This window comes from Photobacterium andalusiense (assembly GCF_900185625.1).
Lineage (GTDB): Bacteria > Pseudomonadota > Gammaproteobacteria > Enterobacterales > Vibrionaceae > Photobacterium > Photobacterium aquimaris.
On the sequence record NZ_FYAJ01000001.1, the window covers coordinates 294,952 to 312,345 of the forward strand.

The 17,394-nt window shown below is 41.1% G+C and carries 15 protein-coding genes and 1 other annotated feature; of the genes, 4 read left to right on the forward strand and 11 right to left on the reverse strand.

Annotated features, from left to right (window positions below; translation table 11 throughout):
- Positions 1 to 9 precede the first annotated feature (9 nt).
- The 7 genes from hisA to PAND9192_RS01430 form a co-directional block, all read right to left on the reverse strand.
- Entirely contained in the window at positions 10 to 744 is a 735-nt protein-coding gene (hisA, locus tag PAND9192_RS01395) for a 1-(5-phosphoribosyl)-5-[(5-phosphoribosylamino)methylideneamino]imidazole-4-carboxamide isomerase (protein WP_087852242.1), read from the reverse strand.
- Between the two features lie 20 nt (positions 745 to 764).
- Positions 765 to 1,421: an imidazole glycerol phosphate synthase subunit HisH gene (hisH, locus tag PAND9192_RS01400; RefSeq protein WP_087852243.1), complete on the reverse strand. Its 657-nt coding sequence runs from the start codon at positions 1,419 to 1,421 to the stop codon at positions 765 to 767.
- The gene (gene hisB / locus PAND9192_RS01405; protein WP_087852244.1) at positions 1,421 to 2,491 is read right to left on the reverse strand and encodes a bifunctional histidinol-phosphatase/imidazoleglycerol-phosphate dehydratase HisB; all 1,071 of its coding nucleotides are present in this window, start codon (positions 2,489 to 2,491) and stop codon (positions 1,421 to 1,423) included. The genes hisH and hisB overlap by 1 nt, the downstream gene beginning before the upstream one ends.
- A gap of 18 nt (positions 2,492 to 2,509) precedes the next feature.
- Complete coding sequence (hisC, locus tag PAND9192_RS01410) at positions 2,510 to 3,559, reverse strand: histidinol-phosphate transaminase (protein WP_200817766.1); 1,050 nt, start codon at positions 3,557 to 3,559, stop codon at positions 2,510 to 2,512.
- Between the two features lie 2 nt (positions 3,560 to 3,561).
- A complete protein-coding gene (gene hisD / locus PAND9192_RS01415; RefSeq protein ID WP_087852245.1) occupies positions 3,562 to 4,863 on the reverse strand; it encodes a histidinol dehydrogenase in 1,302 nt (433 codons plus the stop codon).
- A 3-nt stretch (positions 4,864 to 4,866) separates the two neighbouring features.
- On the reverse strand, positions 4,867 to 5,763 hold the full coding sequence (gene hisG / locus PAND9192_RS01420; protein WP_087852246.1) for an ATP phosphoribosyltransferase: 897 nt from the start codon (positions 5,761 to 5,763) through the stop codon (positions 4,867 to 4,869).
- A gap of 59 nt (positions 5,764 to 5,822) precedes the next feature.
- Positions 5,823 to 5,957 (reverse strand) — a sequence feature (His leader region).
- A 354-nt stretch (positions 5,958 to 6,311) separates the two neighbouring features.
- Positions 6,312 to 6,836 carry a YchJ family metal-binding protein gene (locus PAND9192_RS01430; protein ID WP_087852248.1) on the reverse strand — a complete coding sequence of 175 codons (525 nt, stop codon included), beginning with the start codon at positions 6,834 to 6,836 and terminating at the stop codon, positions 6,312 to 6,314.
- A gap of 214 nt (positions 6,837 to 7,050) precedes the next feature.
- Between PAND9192_RS01430 and PAND9192_RS01435 the strand changes: the two genes are divergently transcribed.
- Positions 7,051 to 7,947, forward strand: a complete 897-nt coding sequence (locus PAND9192_RS01435; RefSeq protein ID WP_087852249.1) for a sulfite exporter TauE/SafE family protein — start codon at positions 7,051 to 7,053, stop codon at positions 7,945 to 7,947.
- A gap of 87 nt (positions 7,948 to 8,034) precedes the next feature.
- Here PAND9192_RS01435 and lpxH read toward each other — a convergent pair whose 3' ends face one another.
- Positions 8,035 to 8,775 (reverse strand): UDP-2,3-diacylglucosamine diphosphatase, encoded by a 741-nt coding sequence (gene lpxH, locus PAND9192_RS01440; protein WP_087852250.1) that lies wholly within the window; start codon positions 8,773 to 8,775, stop codon positions 8,035 to 8,037.
- 44 nt (positions 8,776 to 8,819) lie between these two features.
- Positions 8,820 to 9,314, reverse strand: a complete 495-nt coding sequence (locus PAND9192_RS01445; protein ID WP_060996681.1) for a peptidylprolyl isomerase — start codon at positions 9,312 to 9,314, stop codon at positions 8,820 to 8,822.
- Between the two features lie 191 nt (positions 9,315 to 9,505).
- Between PAND9192_RS01445 and cysS the strand changes: the two genes are divergently transcribed.
- Together cysS and glpQ are read left to right on the forward strand one after the other, a co-directional pair.
- Positions 9,506 to 10,885: a cysteine--tRNA ligase gene (cysS, locus tag PAND9192_RS01450; protein ID WP_087852251.1), complete on the forward strand. Its 1,380-nt coding sequence runs from the start codon at positions 9,506 to 9,508 to the stop codon at positions 10,883 to 10,885.
- Positions 10,886 to 11,130: 245 nt separating this feature from the next.
- Positions 11,131 to 12,213 carry a glycerophosphodiester phosphodiesterase gene (gene glpQ / locus PAND9192_RS01455; protein WP_087852252.1) on the forward strand — a complete coding sequence of 361 codons (1,083 nt, stop codon included), beginning with the start codon at positions 11,131 to 11,133 and terminating at the stop codon, positions 12,211 to 12,213.
- Between the two features lie 77 nt (positions 12,214 to 12,290).
- Here the strand turns inward: glpQ and PAND9192_RS01460 are convergent, their stop codons facing one another.
- The gene (locus tag PAND9192_RS01460; protein ID WP_087852253.1) at positions 12,291 to 13,109 is read right to left on the reverse strand and encodes an ion transporter; all 819 of its coding nucleotides are present in this window, start codon (positions 13,107 to 13,109) and stop codon (positions 12,291 to 12,293) included.
- A gap of 186 nt (positions 13,110 to 13,295) precedes the next feature.
- A complete protein-coding gene (locus PAND9192_RS01465; protein ID WP_060996678.1) occupies positions 13,296 to 13,934 on the reverse strand; it encodes a YchE family NAAT transporter in 639 nt (212 codons plus the stop codon).
- A 724-nt stretch (positions 13,935 to 14,658) separates the two neighbouring features.
- Here PAND9192_RS01465 and adhE point away from each other — a divergent pair.
- Positions 14,659 to 17,343 (forward strand): bifunctional acetaldehyde-CoA/alcohol dehydrogenase, encoded by a 2,685-nt coding sequence (gene adhE, locus PAND9192_RS01470; RefSeq protein WP_060996677.1) that lies wholly within the window; start codon positions 14,659 to 14,661, stop codon positions 17,341 to 17,343.
- Positions 17,344 to 17,394 lie beyond the last annotated feature (51 nt).

Here is a 17,394-nt window from a genome sequence, read left to right on the forward strand (position 1 = left end):
TGGCTCTCCTTAACTATTCCAACAAGCAAATGCCTGCTCTGCGGTAAATTTACCGTCTAATAATGCGCGACCAACAATGACACCAGCAACGCCTGAACCTTTTAGTGCTGCAATATCTTCCAGTGAGCCAATGCCACCTGAAGATTGAAACTGTACTTGTGGGTATTGGCGACATAAGTCGATATATAGTTCGACATTAGAGCCTGCCAATGTGCCATCACGAGAAATATCAGTACACAGCACGTGTTTTAAGCCTACTTTTAAGAAATCTTCTAATAGTGCTTCAATGGTGACACCTGAATCTTCTTGCCAACCAGAAACCGCTACAATGCGGTTACCGTTATCATCAATATTGATATCGAGAGCTAATACAATGTGCTCAGCACCGTATTTTTCCATCCAGCCTTTTACCATCTCTGGTTGTTTAACCGCGGTAGAGCCAATCACTACTCGTTTAGCGCCTGCGCTCAGCAGATCTGCAACGTCTTTTTCTGTGCGTACGCCACCACCAATCTGGACATTAGCTGGTGTGCTTTTAAGGAGTTTTTCAATGAGGAATAACTGACGCGCTTGGGTATCTTTAGCGCCAGTTAGATCGACCAAGTGGAGCCAATCAGCACCAGCTTGGTGGTAAAGATTAAATTGCGCTGCGGGATCGACTTTGTACTCTGTTACTTGACCATAGTCACCTTGAAACAGGCGAACTACTTGGCCTTCAATCAGATCTAATGCAGGAATGATCATAACAAGTCCTTTTGTTACCGTTATAGTTCGAGGAAGTTTTGAATCAGCTTCGCGCCAGCTTTACTTGAACGTTCTGGGTGAAATTGTACCCCATAGTAATTGCCGCTCTGCATGGCAGCAGTAAAGCTTTGCCCATATTGCGCGGTAGCGATGGTTTTGCCACCTTGGTGCGCAGTATTATCAAAAACAGGCATGGCGTAACTATGAACAAAATAAAAATAGCTTCCCGCAGTAATGTCTTTAAATAGCGGATGATTATCTTCCGGTGTAATGGTGTTCCAACCCATATGTGGCAGTGGTAAACCTTCTGCTTGGATTTTCTCAACCGATGCATCACATAAATCTAGACAAGGAATAATCTCATTGCCATTTTGACCGTGCTCTTGCGACTCTTTACCAAGCAGCTGCATACCTAAACAGATCCCTAATAACGGTTTGGTCACTTGTTTTACTAAGCTGACTAAATCACGTTGTTGTAGGTTCTGCATCGCTTCACTGGCTGTGCCGACTCCAGGAAGAAACAGTTTATCGGCAGCAAGTACAACAGCTGGATCTTTGCTTACTTCGACTTGATAACCTAAGCGCTCAATAGCAAATCGAACTGATGCCACATTGGCACAGCCGGTATCAATAATAACCACGCGTTGCTCAATGTTTACCGTTGATGGTGCTGTCATTACAACACTCCTTTACTGCTTGGCAGCTCGTTACCTTCAACTTTGATTGCTTGACGTAGCGTCCGCCCAAAGGCTTTAAATAAACTTTCAACAATGTGGTGATCGTTATTGCCTGTTGATGAAAGGTGCAGGGTACAAGCGAGCGTATCAGTTAAAGAGCGGAAGAAGTGTGGCACCATTTCCGTTGATAAATCACCTACTTGATCACGACTAAATTGTGCATCAAATTTCAAATACGGACGACCAGATAAATCTAACGCACATTGGGCTAAACACTCATCCATTGGCAGGCTGAAACCAAAGCGGCCAATACCACGTTTATCGCCGAGTGCTTGCCGTAATGCTTCACCTAAAGCAAGCGCGGCATCTTCAACGCTGTGGTGATCATCAATGTGTAAATCACCATCGACGGTTAACGTCATTTGAAAGCCGCCGTGCGTGGCGATTTGATCAAGCATATGATCAAAAAAGCCTAATCCGGTTGAGATAGTATTGCCGCCAGTTTGATCAAGATTCACTTTAACGCGAATATCGGTTTCCTTGGTAGTACGGATCACTTCAGCGATCCGTGGTTGGGTGGTGAGATCGGTAACGATCTGTTGCCAGTTCATGGTTTGCGGATGATATTGAATTCCGCGAATCGCCATGTTTTCTGCTAGTTGAAGATCTGTTTGACGATCGCCGATCACCGCTGATGTTGCAAAATCAACGCGACCTTGCTGTAAGTAGTCTTTAACCAGTCCTAGTTTTGGTTTTCGACAACTGCATTGCTGGTGGTCAAAATGAGGGCAGATCAGAACATCACTAAAGTGAACCCCTTGTGAATCAAAGATGTCCATCATCATAGTGTGTGGTGCATCGAAATCCGCTTGCGGGTAGCTATCGGTCCCTAAACCATCTTGGTTGGTTACCATCACTAGTTTGTAGCCTGCGTTTTGTAGCGCCAACAGGGCAGGAATCACATTGGGTTCAAATTTAAGTTTATCTAACCGATCAACTTGAAAGTCGACAGGCGGCTCAACGATTAAGGTGCCATCACGATCGATAAATAGGATCTTCTCTTTGCTCATAATCAATGTCCTTATTAATTATTGTTGTAATTGGCTGCGAATAAAGGCGAGAGTTTTTTCACATTCGTCACGATTACCGACACTGATACGAATACAATTTTCAATCGGCGAGCGACGTAAAATAATGCCACTGGTCCATAGTGCATTGAATAGTTTATCGGCATCAGAAAATTTAACTAACAGATAGTTACCATAGCCATCAAATACCGTTACCCCCGCTAACATGCTCAACCCTGCTTGCAGATAAGCACGGTTAGCACACAGATCTAATACTTGAAATTTAGTGCGCGCGCGACCAGCAGCAGATAACGCTTGTACTGCAATTTCAGAAACAGGAACCGGTACTGGATAAGGCGCAATTACTTTAAGTAGGATGTCAATAATATCGCTATTGGCTAACGTAAAACCGCAGCGTAGACCAGCGAGTGCAAATGCTTTGGATAGAGTTCGCAAAATAACCAGATGTGGGTAGGTCGCTAATAAATCTTTGACACTATCTTGCAGACTAAAATCAATATATGCCTCATCAATGACTACTAAGGCTTTATCTGTCGTCATCTCTAATAAGCTAATAATGTCTTTTCGAGCAAGTAAATTACCAGTGGGATTATTAGGGCTACAAGCAAAAACAACTTTGACGTTATCAAGATTGGTTGCAATAGCATTAAGATCAAGTTGCCACTCTGGTGTCAGTGGTACCACGTTAGCCTTCACCCCATTAGTTTCCGCACTGATGGCATACATTCCATAAGTTGGTGGGCAATATAAAATGCTATCGCAGTTTGGCTCACAGAAGGCTTTAATAATAAGTTCAATCCCTTCATCTGCACCGCGAGAAGTTAATACTTGTTGTGGTTCAACCCCTGCGTAATCGGCATAAGCATTGATTAACTGTGGTGGTTGACATTCACTGTAACGATTAAGGCCTGCTAGATTAATATTGTATTCATTCACAAACGGTGATTCATTGGCATTGAGCCAAATATCACCATTGCCCCCTAAGCGACGCGCTGATTGGTAAGGGGTTAATTCACGCACGGTTTTACGGGCTAGTTGGGTAATAGTCATGATTAATTCTCTTGTTGTTGCGTTAGTTTATTAACCCGAATAGTGACAGCGTGTTTGTGGGCGTCAAGCCCTTCAGCCTCTGCAATAGTGGTCACTGTTTTTGCAATACCAAGTAAGCCATCAGCGGATAATTCTTGTACTGTCATTCGTTTACTAAAATCAGCTAAGCCGAGGCTTGAATAAGTACGGGTGTAACCATATGTCGGTAAAACATGGTTAGTGCCTGATGCATAGTCACCGACAGATTCCGGTGACCATTTGCCTAAGAAAATAGAACCCGCGTTATCAAGCAATGATACTAACTCTCGTGGTTCACAAGTTTGGACTATTAAGTGTTCAGGGCCATATTGATTTGAAATCGCCACACATTGAGGCAAGGTTTCGGTAACAATTAATAAACTGGAAGCGAGTGCTTTTTTTGCAATATCAGCGCGTGTAAGTTGGGTTAACTGTTGTTCAATAGCGGCTGCAGTACGATCGGCAATCGCTTGACTTGGCGTAACCAAAATCACTTGTGAATCAGGTCCGTGCTCTGCTTGGCTTAATAAATCTGCAGCAATAAAATCGGGATCAGCCGTGTCATCAGCAATCACTAATACTTCAGATGGTCCTGCTGGCATATCAATTGCAGCACCTCTGAAATCATTACTTACTTGGCGTTTAGCCTCAGTAACAAATGCATTGCCAGGGCCAAAAATCTTATCAACACTGGTGATAGTTTCTGTACCATAGGCCATTGCAGCAATGGCTTGAGAACCACCGACATTGTAAATATTATTAATGCCACACAATTTGGCAACATATAAAATTTCATCGGCAATTGGTGGTGGTGAACATAAAGCAATCTGGCGACAACCCGCAATTTGTGCCGGTACGCCTAGCATGAGAACGGTAGAAGGTAATGGCGCACTACCACCTGGAATATATAACCCGACAGAGTTAATTGGGCGAGTGACTTGTTCACAGATGACACCAGCTTGAGTTTCAACACGTAATGTTGGTTGCTGTTGTGCAAGGTGAAAAGTGGTGATATTGCGATGTGCTTGTTCTAAAGCCGCTTTCATATCATCACTTAAGCGTGCGCAGGCAGCATCTACTTCAGTCGCTGAAACCGCTAAAGTTTCTGGGCGTTGACCATCAAATTTTTCAGTCAGCGTGAGCAGGGCATCGTCACCTTGCTGGCGCACTTGCTCTATAACATCACTGACAATAGCGCTAATATTAGCACCATTAGTTACCGCAGGACGTGCAAGAAGTTGCTGTTGTTGGTCTTTAGTGAGGGATTGCCATACTACCGTTTTCATACCTTACTCCATCATTTTTTCAATTGGCAATACCAGAATAGAGCTGGCACCGAGTTCTTTTAGTTGTTCCATGGTTTCCCAAAATAGATTTTCAGAACTCACTAGGTGAATGGCTACTCGGCTTTGATCGCCAGCCAGTGGTAATACTGTTGGATCTTCCGCGCCAGGTAATAAACGTTTAATTTGGTCAAGGCGGTCAGTGGGGGCGTGTAGCATGATGTATTTAGATTCTTTGGCTTGAATAACACCTTGCATACGGGTCAGTAGGCGCTCTATTAACGCTTGTTTGTCATCACTAATAGCCTCAGTTGACTGAATCAGGACTGCTTTAGAACGCAGAATAACTTCCGCTTCTTTGAGCCCATTCGCTTCTAGAGTTGCGCCGGTTGACACTAAATCACAGATAGCATCAGCAAGACCTGCACGAGGAGCTACTTCAACCGAGCCGTTAAGCATACAGGTAGTAAATTTAACGCCGATATCATCCATGTAACGCTTAACTAATTGCGGGTAAGTGGTGGCAATACGTTTACCATTTAGATCTTGAGGACCGCTGTAATCAGCGTCTTTATCAATGGCAATTGAGAGACGACAACCACCAAAATCAAGTCGACGCAGTTTGATATACTCACAAGCTTCGTTACGTGCGGCACGTTCAAGACCGACTTCTTCAAGTTCGTTTTCACCGATAACGCCTAAATCGACCACGCCATCCATGATCAGACCCGGAATATCATCATCGCGAACGAGTAACAGATCAATTGGCATATTTTCAGCGTGAACTACAAGTCGTTCACCCATCATATTAAACTTAACTCCACAGCGTTTAAGTAAGTCTTGGCATTCTTTACTCAGACGGCCTTTTTTCTGAATCGCAATACGTAGTCGTTGGGTTTGCATGGTTATATTCCTTGTCTAAATTCATTCATATCATCAATATTTCGAATTGAAAATTGGGCATTAAAAAACCCTCGAAAGAAACTTCTTCCGAGGGTCTGAATGAGATATTCCGTTATGACCACTGGAAGAAAAATGCGTCTTCCAGGGTGAGGCGTATCCTCCCGAAAGACTAGTCAGGATGATGATGGTGCTGAAATGTGACCATTTGGATACGCATAAATATTTACTCAATAAGGTTGAACGCTATTCGTTGTTGTTATTCACACTAACGAAGCTAATTGTTTTTTGCAACAATAAATTGAGTGAAAAGTTAAATTAAATGTTAATTTATTGTATTGATGCTTTTAAGGGATAAAAAAGCATGGTTGTTTGTTAAGATTATGAAGTTTAATGGATTATTTGTTTTTGGTTTCGCGGGGTACATCTGTGGGGGTGACGATGTTTGTAGCGTGTTTGGGTGGGGTTTATCAAAGTGGCAACAATCGTGGAGTCAACAAATGGGGATCATCAAATCCCCATTGATTAATTATTTTGTGACATAAATTGATTTAGCCGCAGCATTTCTTATATTTTTTACCGCTACCACAAGGGCAAGGATCATTACGACCAACAGTTTTGTTACTGGTCACTGGCGCTGACGGCGCTGGTTGCTCACAAGGTGGTGGCTGTGGATACTCACCATCAATGTAAAACCAATAGCGTTGACCGTTAATGGATTCTTGTACGAAACGCGAGCGTTCTTGTAATATATATTCTTCGCCAGCTTCTTTATAACCCGCTTTAAATTCAACATAGCCTTGTCCATCAGCAGCTATTTCACTGTTGATCACTTCAAGGCCTAGCCATGTTAAGGCGATGGATTCTGCAATGGCTGCACGATGTTGCTCTGCGTCACAGCTAGCGTGATAAGTTTGTACCACAAAATCAACTAAGCCTAAGACATGGGCACTGTATCGAGCGCGCATCAGTTGTTCTGGATGGGTTGCTAATGCATGATTGGCATGAATAGGCTTACAGCACTCAGCAAGTAGTTTGTGGCTGCCACAAGGGCACTCATCGTGATGTTTTGACATGTTTTTAGTCGATCTTAGTAAAGAAATTAGCCTTAGTTTACGTTTTCATCATCTTTGTTGGCAATCAGTGTTTATATTTGGCGCAATATATTGATTGAGTGATTAAAAAAATGGAAACTAATAACACATAGGTACATAATATCTGCCACTGGAATAAAAACAGTGACATGCACAATTGTGCCCCTTGAATAACCCTCTCGTATTTGTAGTAGTTATGTCGATATTTACCTTGATACAAGCAGGATTGCTTGTTGGTGGCGGTATTTTTAGTTTTATGCTGTTTATGGCATGGAAAAAAAATCGCAAGCAGGAAGCTGATACACGTATTATTCCTGTTGCTATTGTAGGTGGTTTTGCCCATTTTTGTGACACATTAGGGATTGGTAGTTTTGCTATCATGACGGCAGGCTACAAGCAGTTTAAGTTAATTGATGATCAGCAATTACCCGGCACTCTAAATTGTCAGTCAGTGATGCCAACGGTATTTCAAGCATTTATCTTTATGACGGCGGTATCGGTTGATTCGGTAACCTTATTAAGCCTGGTTATTGCGGCTTGTATTGGTGCCACGATCGGAGCACGGTTAGTCTCAAGTTGGGATCGACAGCATATTCGTATCGTAATGAGTGTTGCATTATTAATTGTGGCAGGATTGATGCTTGCAGGTCAGCTAAAGTTGTTTCCACTAGGTGGTAGTAGCTTGGGATTAAGTGGCTGGAAGTTAGTGATAGGTATTATTGGTAACTTTATTTTTGGCGCTTTAATGACGGTGGGAATTGGCTTATATGCGCCATGTATGGTGATGATTTACCTACTAGGTATGAATCCATTAGCTGCTTTTCCAGTAATGATGTGTTCATGTGCATTTTTAAGTTTCTTCTCGTCTGCGAGCTTTATTCGTCATAATCGCTTTAATAGCCGTGCAACAGTCACTGTTGCCTTGGTTGGGCCGATAATGGTGATGGTTGCTGCTTATTTGGTGAAATCGTTAGATATGCATGTACTTGCGTGGTTAGTGTGTGCAGTGGTTTTCTATACTTCTGTAACGATGTACCGCTCATGGGCTGCGGATAGAAAGACTATGCCAACTTCAACGATGAAATTACAATAAGCGTAATATTTGGGCACTATTATTTATAAATACAAAAGGTACGCATGTCGTACCTTTTGTGCTTTTTATAGCTAGGGATATGGATTATCAATCTGAGTTTGGTGTATTGAAATTGCGCGTTTCTAGTTGATAGCCATCAGCGTTATATACTAGTACCGAGCCGTGATCATACCAATCGCCAAGCACTATCCGTTGAGCTGGAATGCCGTCAATCTCAAAATGATGAATCTTCGGCCTGTGAGTATGGCCATGAATCATTTGAGTGACATTAGCATCACGCATGATACGGATCACTTCTGTCTGAGTAACATCCATAATTGATTGGCTTTTCGTTTGATTATTTTTACCACTATTTTGGCGGAATTTATCACCGACTTTAATACGGTACGATAACGGTAATCGAGCAAATAGCCATTGAATAACTGGATTGTGGACTTTTTTACGGTAGCGTTGGTAGGCTTGATCTTCAATACACAGTGTATCACCGTGTAAAATCAATGTTGGTGTGCCATAGAGATCAACCACGCTATGTTCAGGTAATAATGTGATACCTGTTTCTCGGCTAAATCGCTTGCCAATTAAAAAGTCACGATTGCCATGGATAAAATAACAAGGTGTGCCAGCATCAGTTAACGTTTTGAAGGCTTGTTTGACTTGGCGTAAGAAAGGGGAATCTTCATCATCGCCAATCCACATTTCAAATAAATCCCCTAAAACATACAAGGCATCAATATGGTGGGTTTCTTGTGCCATAAAGCGTAAGAAACAGGCGGTAATGTCGGGACGTTCAGCACTTAGGTGCAAATCTGCAATAAATAATGTGGTCATAAGTCACTAATAAAGGGCGATAATTAACCGCCCTTTGCGAAGTATTAGTCTTCGATTGTTACGTTTTCGATGATAACGTCTTCAACAGGCACATCTGAGTGGTAACCATTACGGCCTGTTTTTACTGCTTTGATCTTATTAACTACATCCATGCCTTCAACAACAGCAGCGAATACACAGTAGCCCCAGCCACTCATGTTCTCGCCAGTGAAGTCTAGGAAGTTGTTATCTTTTACGTTAATGAAGAACTGTGAGCTAGCAGAATGCGGTGCGTTAGTACGCGCCATTGCTAATGTGCCTGTTTTGTTGCTTAGGCCATTGTTTGCTTCATTTTGAATAGTCGCGCGAGTTTCTTTCTCTTCCATACCAGGAAGCATGCCGCCGCCTTGAACCATGAAACCATCAATAACACGGTGGAAAATAGTACCGTTATAGAAACCGTCACGGCAGTACTGTAGGAAGTTAGCACAAGTAACAGGTGCTTTATCTTCGAAAAGGTTAATTTTGATATCACCAAAATTTGTGTGAAGGGTAATCATGATTTATTCCTTAAATGGAGTGTTTTCTCTAAGCGTGAATATTAACTTACCTTAGCCTTGTCAGACAAACATTACCCGCTTAATCTGCACTAATTGCTAAAATAGCATCCATCCTTGAATTTTCCTTGCGATCAAATGCTATAAAAGGTGTAATTACCGACAAATTCGAAATTAATGAGTAATGCTGAGACATGTTAAAGATCTATAATTCGCTCACACGACAAAAAGAAGTATTTACACCCATCCATCCTGGCAAAGTCGGTATGTACGTCTGTGGCGTTACGATCTACGATTTATGTCACATTGGACACGGTCGTACATTTGTCTCTTTTGATGTAGTGTCGCGTTATTTGCGTTACTCAGGTTACGATCTTACCTTCGTACGTAACATTACTGACATCGACGATAAAATCATTAAGCGTGCAGCTGAAAATGGTGAAAGCTGTGAATCATTAACTGAGCGTTTAATTGGTGAAATGCATGCTGACTTTGATGCTTTAGGCATGAAACGTCCTGATGTTGAGCCTCGTGCGACACAGTTTATTGCTGAAATTATCGCACTTTGTGAGCGTTTAATTGAGCGTGGTTTTGCGTATGTTGCTTCTAATGGCGATGTGATGTTTGAAGTGAGCAAGTATGACGATTATGGTCGTCTTTCTAAGCAAGATCTTGATCAACTACAAGCGGGTGCACGTGTTGATATCGACATGGCAAAACGTAGTCCACTTGATTTTGTGTTGTGGAAAATGTCTAAGCCAGGTGAACCAACATGGGAATCACCGTGGGGCCCTGGTCGCCCAGGTTGGCACATTGAATGTTCAGCGATGAACTCATCTATTCTTGGCGATCACTTTGATATTCATGGCGGTGGCTCTGATCTACAATTCCCTCACCATGAAAATGAAATTGCGCAATCATGCTGTGCTCACGATGGTCAATATGTGAATACATGGATGCACAGTGGTATGGTAATGGTTGATCGTGAGAAAATGTCGAAGTCATTAGGTAACTTCTTCACTATTCGTGATGTATTAAACCATTATGATCCTGAAACAGTACGTTACTTCTTAATGTCTGGTCATTACCGTAGCCAGTTAAACTACAGCGAAGATAATCTAAAACAAGCACGTTCTGCATTAGAGCGTCTATACACTTCACTGCGTGGTTTGGATACCTCTGTTGAAGCGGCTGGTGGTGAAGAGTTTGTTGCTCGCTTTAAAGATGCAATGGATGATGATTTCAACACACCTGAAGCATATTCAGTACTGTTTGATATGGCGCGTGAAATTAACCGTATTAAAACGGATGACGTTGCTACAGCATCTGCATTAGGTGCACGTATGCGCGAATTAGCGGATATTTTAGGTCTATTATCTCAAGATCCTGAAGTGTTTTTGCAAGGTGGTGCTGGTGAAGATGATGTCGCTGAAATTGAAGCTTTGATTCAACAGCGTCTGGATGCTCGAGCAGCAAAAGATTGGGCTGCAGCAGATGAAGCGCGTGATAAGTTGTTAGCGATGGGCATTATTCTAGAAGATGGTGCACAAGGTACAACTTGGCGTCGTAAGTAATATCGACTAGTCAACAGTGATTAATATAAAGCCGAGGCACTTGCCTCGGCTTTTTTATTGACTCTATATAACGTTATTCTACTTTGGAATTAAAGTCACCATTCGAGAATAAAGCGCGCATTTTTGACGATTAATATTGTCATATACGTATTCGATCGCAATTTTGTCATAAATAATCCGTATTATGTATTTCGAATGAAGATATTAATATTCGATAATGAATAGTGCATATTAAAGGAATAATGATGAAGAAAGTGATGTTAGCGACGATGATTGGTTGTGCGGTATTATCAACAAATGTTATTTCTCAGCCAAATACCGATAAAATTGTTATTGCCCATCGCGGTGCATCAGGGTATTTACCTGAACATACATTGCCAGCAAAAGCACTCGCTTATGGTATGAAACCTGATTATATCGAGCAAGATGTAGTGATGACGAAAGATAATCAGTTAGTTGTTCTTCATGATCATTATCTTGATAGAGTCACCAATGTTGCCGCTCTCTTTCCAAATCGAGCTCGTAGTGATGGTCGTTATTATGCGATTGATTTTACGCTTGCTGAAATAAAGCAATTGAGTGTAACAGAAGGCTTTAATATTAAAGAGGGTAAGCAAGTCCAAGGTTTCTCTGAACGTTTCCCTATTTGGAAATCTCATTTTACAGTGCCAACGTTCCAAGAAGAAATTGAAATGATCCAAGGGTTAAATAAAACCTTAGGCTATGATATTGGTCTTTATCCAGAAATTAAAGCGCCGTGGTTTCATCGCCATGAAGGTAAAGACATTAGTAAAGCGGTATTAACGGTATTAAAACATTATGGTTATACCGATAAAAACAGTAATATTTATTTACAAACGTTTGATTTTAATGAATTGAAGCGCATTAACGATCAATTAATGCCAGCGATGGGAATGGATTTAAAGTTAGTGCAGTTGATGGCTGAAACTAACTGGAATGAAACCATGGTTTACGATAAATCAGGTAAAGCACATCCTTATAATTATGATTGGATGTTTAAGCCTGATGGCATGAAAGTGTTGTCTCAATATGCTGATGGTATTGGGCCATGGAAACCGATGATTGTTAAAGACAGCTCAACCTTAGGTCATATTGAACTTACCGACATGGTAAACAATGCTCATATTAACGGCATGGTCGTTCATCCTTATACATTCCGTGCTGATAAAGATCGTATTCCAACTTACGTTAAAGATTACAATGGCATGTTAGAGGTGTTTTATAATCAAGCGGGAGTTGATGGCGTCTTTACTGATTTTCCTGATAAAGCAGTTAACTTTTTACAGCATCAAACTCAATCACATTAATTGATAGGCTATGGCTTACCGCTATATGCTCGTTACACAAAGCCCGTACATTTATAGCTACGGGCTTTTTGTTAGCGTTATAGCGTTTCAGGCAATTTCGTGCCACATTTCTTACAGTATTCCGCATCCATTTCGTGTCCGCTGGTGGCACAATTAGGGCAGCGAATAAGTCCGCGATGAGTTTTTATTTCTTGGTTTAACTCAGCAGTAATAATACCTGTAGGCACTGCCAGTATTGAATAACCTAATAGCATTGTTAATGATGCGAGTGCTTTACCCATCACCGTATGAGGCACAATATCGCCATAACCGACAGTAGTAATTGTCACGATAGCCCAATAGATACTTTTAGGAATACTGGTAAAACCATTGCTTGGACCTTCAATAATGAACATTAAAGATCCAAACACTGTTACAAGTATTAATACCGAACTAAAAAAAACAAAGATTTTACGCTGAGCGTGACGAAGAGAGCGCAATAAAATATTGGAATCTCGAAGGAATCTAGCTAGTTTTAGCACTCGGAAAATACGTAGTACACGAATTAACCTAATGATTAATAAATAATTCGAACCTGGGATTAAAAATGCAATATAGGCAGGAAGAATCGCCATTAAATCAATAACACCATAAAAACTGCGCGCATATGCTAACGGACGTGGAGAGCAATATAAACGTACAATATACTCAATGGTAAACAGAATCGTAAATCCCCATTCAGCATTAATAAGTAAATGTGAATATTGTGATTCAATGCTGGCAACCGATGAGATAATTAAAATTATTTCAGAGCTTATAATGGCAATAATTAACGCAATATCAAACCATTGTCCGAAGCGAGTCGAGGTGCCGAAAATAACTTGATATAGACGTTGTCTGAAGGTTAGTTTTGTCATAGTTCAAATAGTATTTATTAACAAGAAAAACGCAGCATCCTCTTTTGAAAGCTACGTTACGCCATTAACTGGCTGCGATAGTTTCAAGTATATCAAAACCCTGCATTGACTTACGTTTTTATTGAATATTAAAAAGCCCCAACAAAATGTTGAGGCTCAATGCTTATTGCGAAATAAACAACGTTATTAACTCAAACCGGGCAGCATTACTCGCAAACCATTAATGATAAATTCAATCCCAAGTGCTGCAAGTATCAAACCCATGATACGAGTAATCACGTTGATCCCTGTTTGACCTAAAAAGCGCACAATATAAGGTGCTGAACGGAATAATAACCAACAGCAAAAAGCAAATATGATAATAGTAATCGCAATTCCCATTGTAGAAGCCACGCCAGGGTAACGCGATCCATACACAATCGTAGAACTGATTGCACCGGGACCCGCCATTAATGGCATCGCTAAAGGAACAACCCCAACTTGCTCACGGCTCACTGACTCTGACTTTTCTTCTTTATTTTGTTTAACCTCGCCAATTTTACCACTCATCATTGAAAATGCGATGCTAAGTAGTAGCAAACCGCCAGCAACACGGAATGAGTCAATTGAAATACTAAACAGATCCAGTAAATGTTGCCCAGCTATTAATGCAACAATCAAAATAATAACAACCGCAATATTAGTTGTTAGCGCGGTTTTATTACGCTCATCAGCATTCATTGAACCGGTTAAAGAAACGAAAACAGGCATGATACCGACCGGGTTTACCGTCGCAATAAGCCCAACGAAAAAATGCAAAAATATAGCTATATCAAAAGCCTGCATAAGGTTACCTGTCAGTTATCAAAATTTATGATGGTGTAGTAAAACGAAAAAAAAGCCATTTGACCCGTTATCGTGGTAATAAAAATCACACAGCATAAGGTGATTTTTCAATGGTAAGAGGGTATTACCAAATTCAATAAACGATACAAGACAGATGTGTATAAATATCGTTGTTACAAGATTTTAATCTAAGCGGGTTATTACAGCTACCAATAAAAGCTGATTTTTGCTTATTAAGGAGTCGATAATTTTTATAGTGAATAGATTATGTAAAGTGAATTTTTGTGTATTACGCTTAGAGGGCAAATAACGTGCTAGGTAATATGCAACAAATATTGAGCGGTTAGCGTAATAAATCGTGATTTCTGTCACAACTGGATGTGATAGGGGCTAGTAAATGTATTTTTATTACGTAATATTTCGTCTTGTGAAATAAATGGTTTTAGTACATATTAGATAAATCAACGATGAGATTCATAAAAACGCATGTAAAAGCATGAAAAATACACTGCTTTTGGCAAAATAGTGGTTTTAACAGCATTCTGAGGGTGTAGTGATCTAAATCAATTTCTTTTACAGTGTGAAAAATTATAATCAAATTTGAAAGCAATTTACTAAGTATGTGTGGTGCAGTAAGTGTTAACGGTTTTTAACACTTAAATGTGAAAGGATTCTAGCATGTTCTTACTAAATAATTTTTAATCTTAAAGCTAGGAGTTTATGTATGCCTGTAACAAATATGGCTGAACTAGATGCAATGGTTGCACGTGTTAAAGCGGCTCAAAAAGAATTCGCTACTTTTTCTCAAGAGAAAGTAGATGCGATCTTCCGTGCAGCGTCTCTTGCTGCAAATAACGCACGTATTCCTCTAGCACAGCAAGCTGTTGCTGAATCTGGTATGGGTATTGTTGAAGATAAGGTTATCAAAAACCACTTCGCGTCAGAATTTATCTACAACAAATACAAAGATGAAAAAACTTGCGGTATCTTAGAAGAGAACGAAGAGTTCGGTACTATGACTATCGCAGAACCTGTAGGTATCATTTGTGGTATCGTTCCAACAACGAACCCAACATCTACAGCAATCTTTAAATCACTTATTTCTCTTAAAACACGTAACGCGATTATCTTCTCGCCACACCCACGTGCTAAAAACTCAACGAATGCAGCAGCTAAGCTTGTACTTGATGCAGCAGTTGCAGCGGGTGCTCCGAAAGATATTATTGGTTGGATCGACCAACCATCTGTTGAGCTTTCAAATGCACTAATGAAGCACGACGATATCAACCTTATCCTTGCAACTGGTGGTCCAGGCATGGTTAAAGCTGCTTACTCTTCAGGTAAGCCTGCTATCGGTGTTGGTGCGGGTAACGTACCTGTTGTTATCGATGAAACTGCAGACATTAAGCGTGCAGTAGCATCAGTACTTATGTCTAAGACATTTGATAACGGTGTTGTTTGTGCTTCTGAGCAAGCAGTTATCGTTATGGACGAAGTATATGACGAAGTGAAAGCACGTTTTGCTTCTCACAATGGTTATGTTCTTTCTAAAGATGAAGCGGATAAAGTTCGTAAAATCTTATTGATTAACGGCAACCTAAACGCAGATATCGTTGGTCAGCCAGCAACTAAAATTGCTGAAATGGCAGGCGTTAAAGTTCCTGCTAATACTAAGATTCTTATCGGTGAAGGTGAGCAAGTTTCTTACGACGACGAGTTCGCACACGAGAAACTATCTCCTACATTAGGTATGTTCCGCGCGTCTTCATTTGAAAATGCTGTAGACCAAGCGGTAACAATGGTTGAGATTGGCGGTATCGGTCATACATCTGGCCTATACACTAACCAAGATACTAACGCTGACCGTATTAAGTACTTCGGCGACAAGATGAAAACTGCACGTATTCTTGTAAACATCCCAACTACTCATGGTGGTATCGGTGACCTTTACAACTTTAACGTTGCACCTTCGCTAACTCTTGGTTGTGGTTCATGGGGTGGTAACTCTATCTCTGAGAACGTAGGTCCTAAGCACCTTATCAACAAGAAGACAGTAGCGAAGCGAGCTGAAAATATGTTGTGGCATAAACTACCTAAATCAATTTACTTCCGTCGTGGTAGCCTTCCAATCGCACTTAGCGACCTAGAAGGTAAGAAGCGTGCGTTCTTAGTAACAGACCGTTTCCTATTCAATAACGGTTACGCAGATGAAATCGTATCTTTGCTTAAAGCACAAGGTATCGAAGTTCAAACATTCTTTGATGTAGAAGCGGATCCAACACTGTCTGTTGTTGAGAAAGGCGCTGAAGCAATGAAGAGCTTCCAACCTGATGTGATTATTGCACTAGGTGGTGGTTCACCAATGGATGCTGCGAAGATCATGTGGGTTATGTACGAGCACCCAGAAACGCATTTCGAAGAACTAGCAATGCGCTTTATGGACATTCGTAAGCGTATCTACAAGTTCCCTAAAATGGGTAAGAAAGCTGAGCTAGTATGTATTACTACTACATCTGGTACAGGTTCTGAAGTAACACCATTTGCGGTTGTAACTGACGATAAAACTGGTGCTAAGTACCCGCTAGCGGATTACGAGTTAACGCCTCAAATGGCTATCGTTGATGCGAACCTAGTAATGAATATGCCTAAGTCGCTAACAGCGTTTGGTGGTTACGATGCAGTAACTCACGCACTAGAAGCTTATGTATCTGTTCTTGCTAATGAATACTCAGACGGTCAAGCACTTCAAGCACTAAGAATGCTAAAAGAGTACTTACCATCAAGTTACGCGAACGGTGCTAATGACCCAATCGCACGTGAGAAAGTACACAATGCGGCAACTATCGCGGGTATCGCGTTTGCTAACGCATTCCTAGGTGTTTGTCACTCAATGGCGCACAAGCTAGGTGCTGAGTTCCACGTACCGCACGGCCTTGCTAACGCATTGTTGATTTCTAACGTAGTTCGTTACAACGCAAATGATAACCCAACTAAGCAAACTGCATTCTCACAGTACGCAAGCCCACAAGCGCGTCGTCGTTATGCTGAAGTTGCTGACCACTTGGGTCTATCACACGCTGGTGACCGTACTGCACAGAAGATTGAGCGTCTACTAACTTGGTTAGATGAATTGAAAGTGAATCTTCAGATTCCAATGTCAATTCAAGAAGCGGGTGTTGCTGAAGCAGATTTCCTTGCAAAAGTTGATGAGTTAGCGGTAGAAGCGTTTGATGACCAGTGTACTGGTGCAAACCCTCGTTACCCTCTAATCTCTGAGCTAAAAGAAGTATTACTTGCTTCTTACTACGGTAAGCCTTTCATTGAAGGTGAAGCGTTTGAAGGCACAACAGTAATCAAGAAATCAGAGCCAGTACAAGTTGCTGTTAAAGGTAAAAAAGCAAAAGCTTAATATCTTTACTGATTAAAATATAATAAAGCCCGTCTAGTAATAGACGGGCTT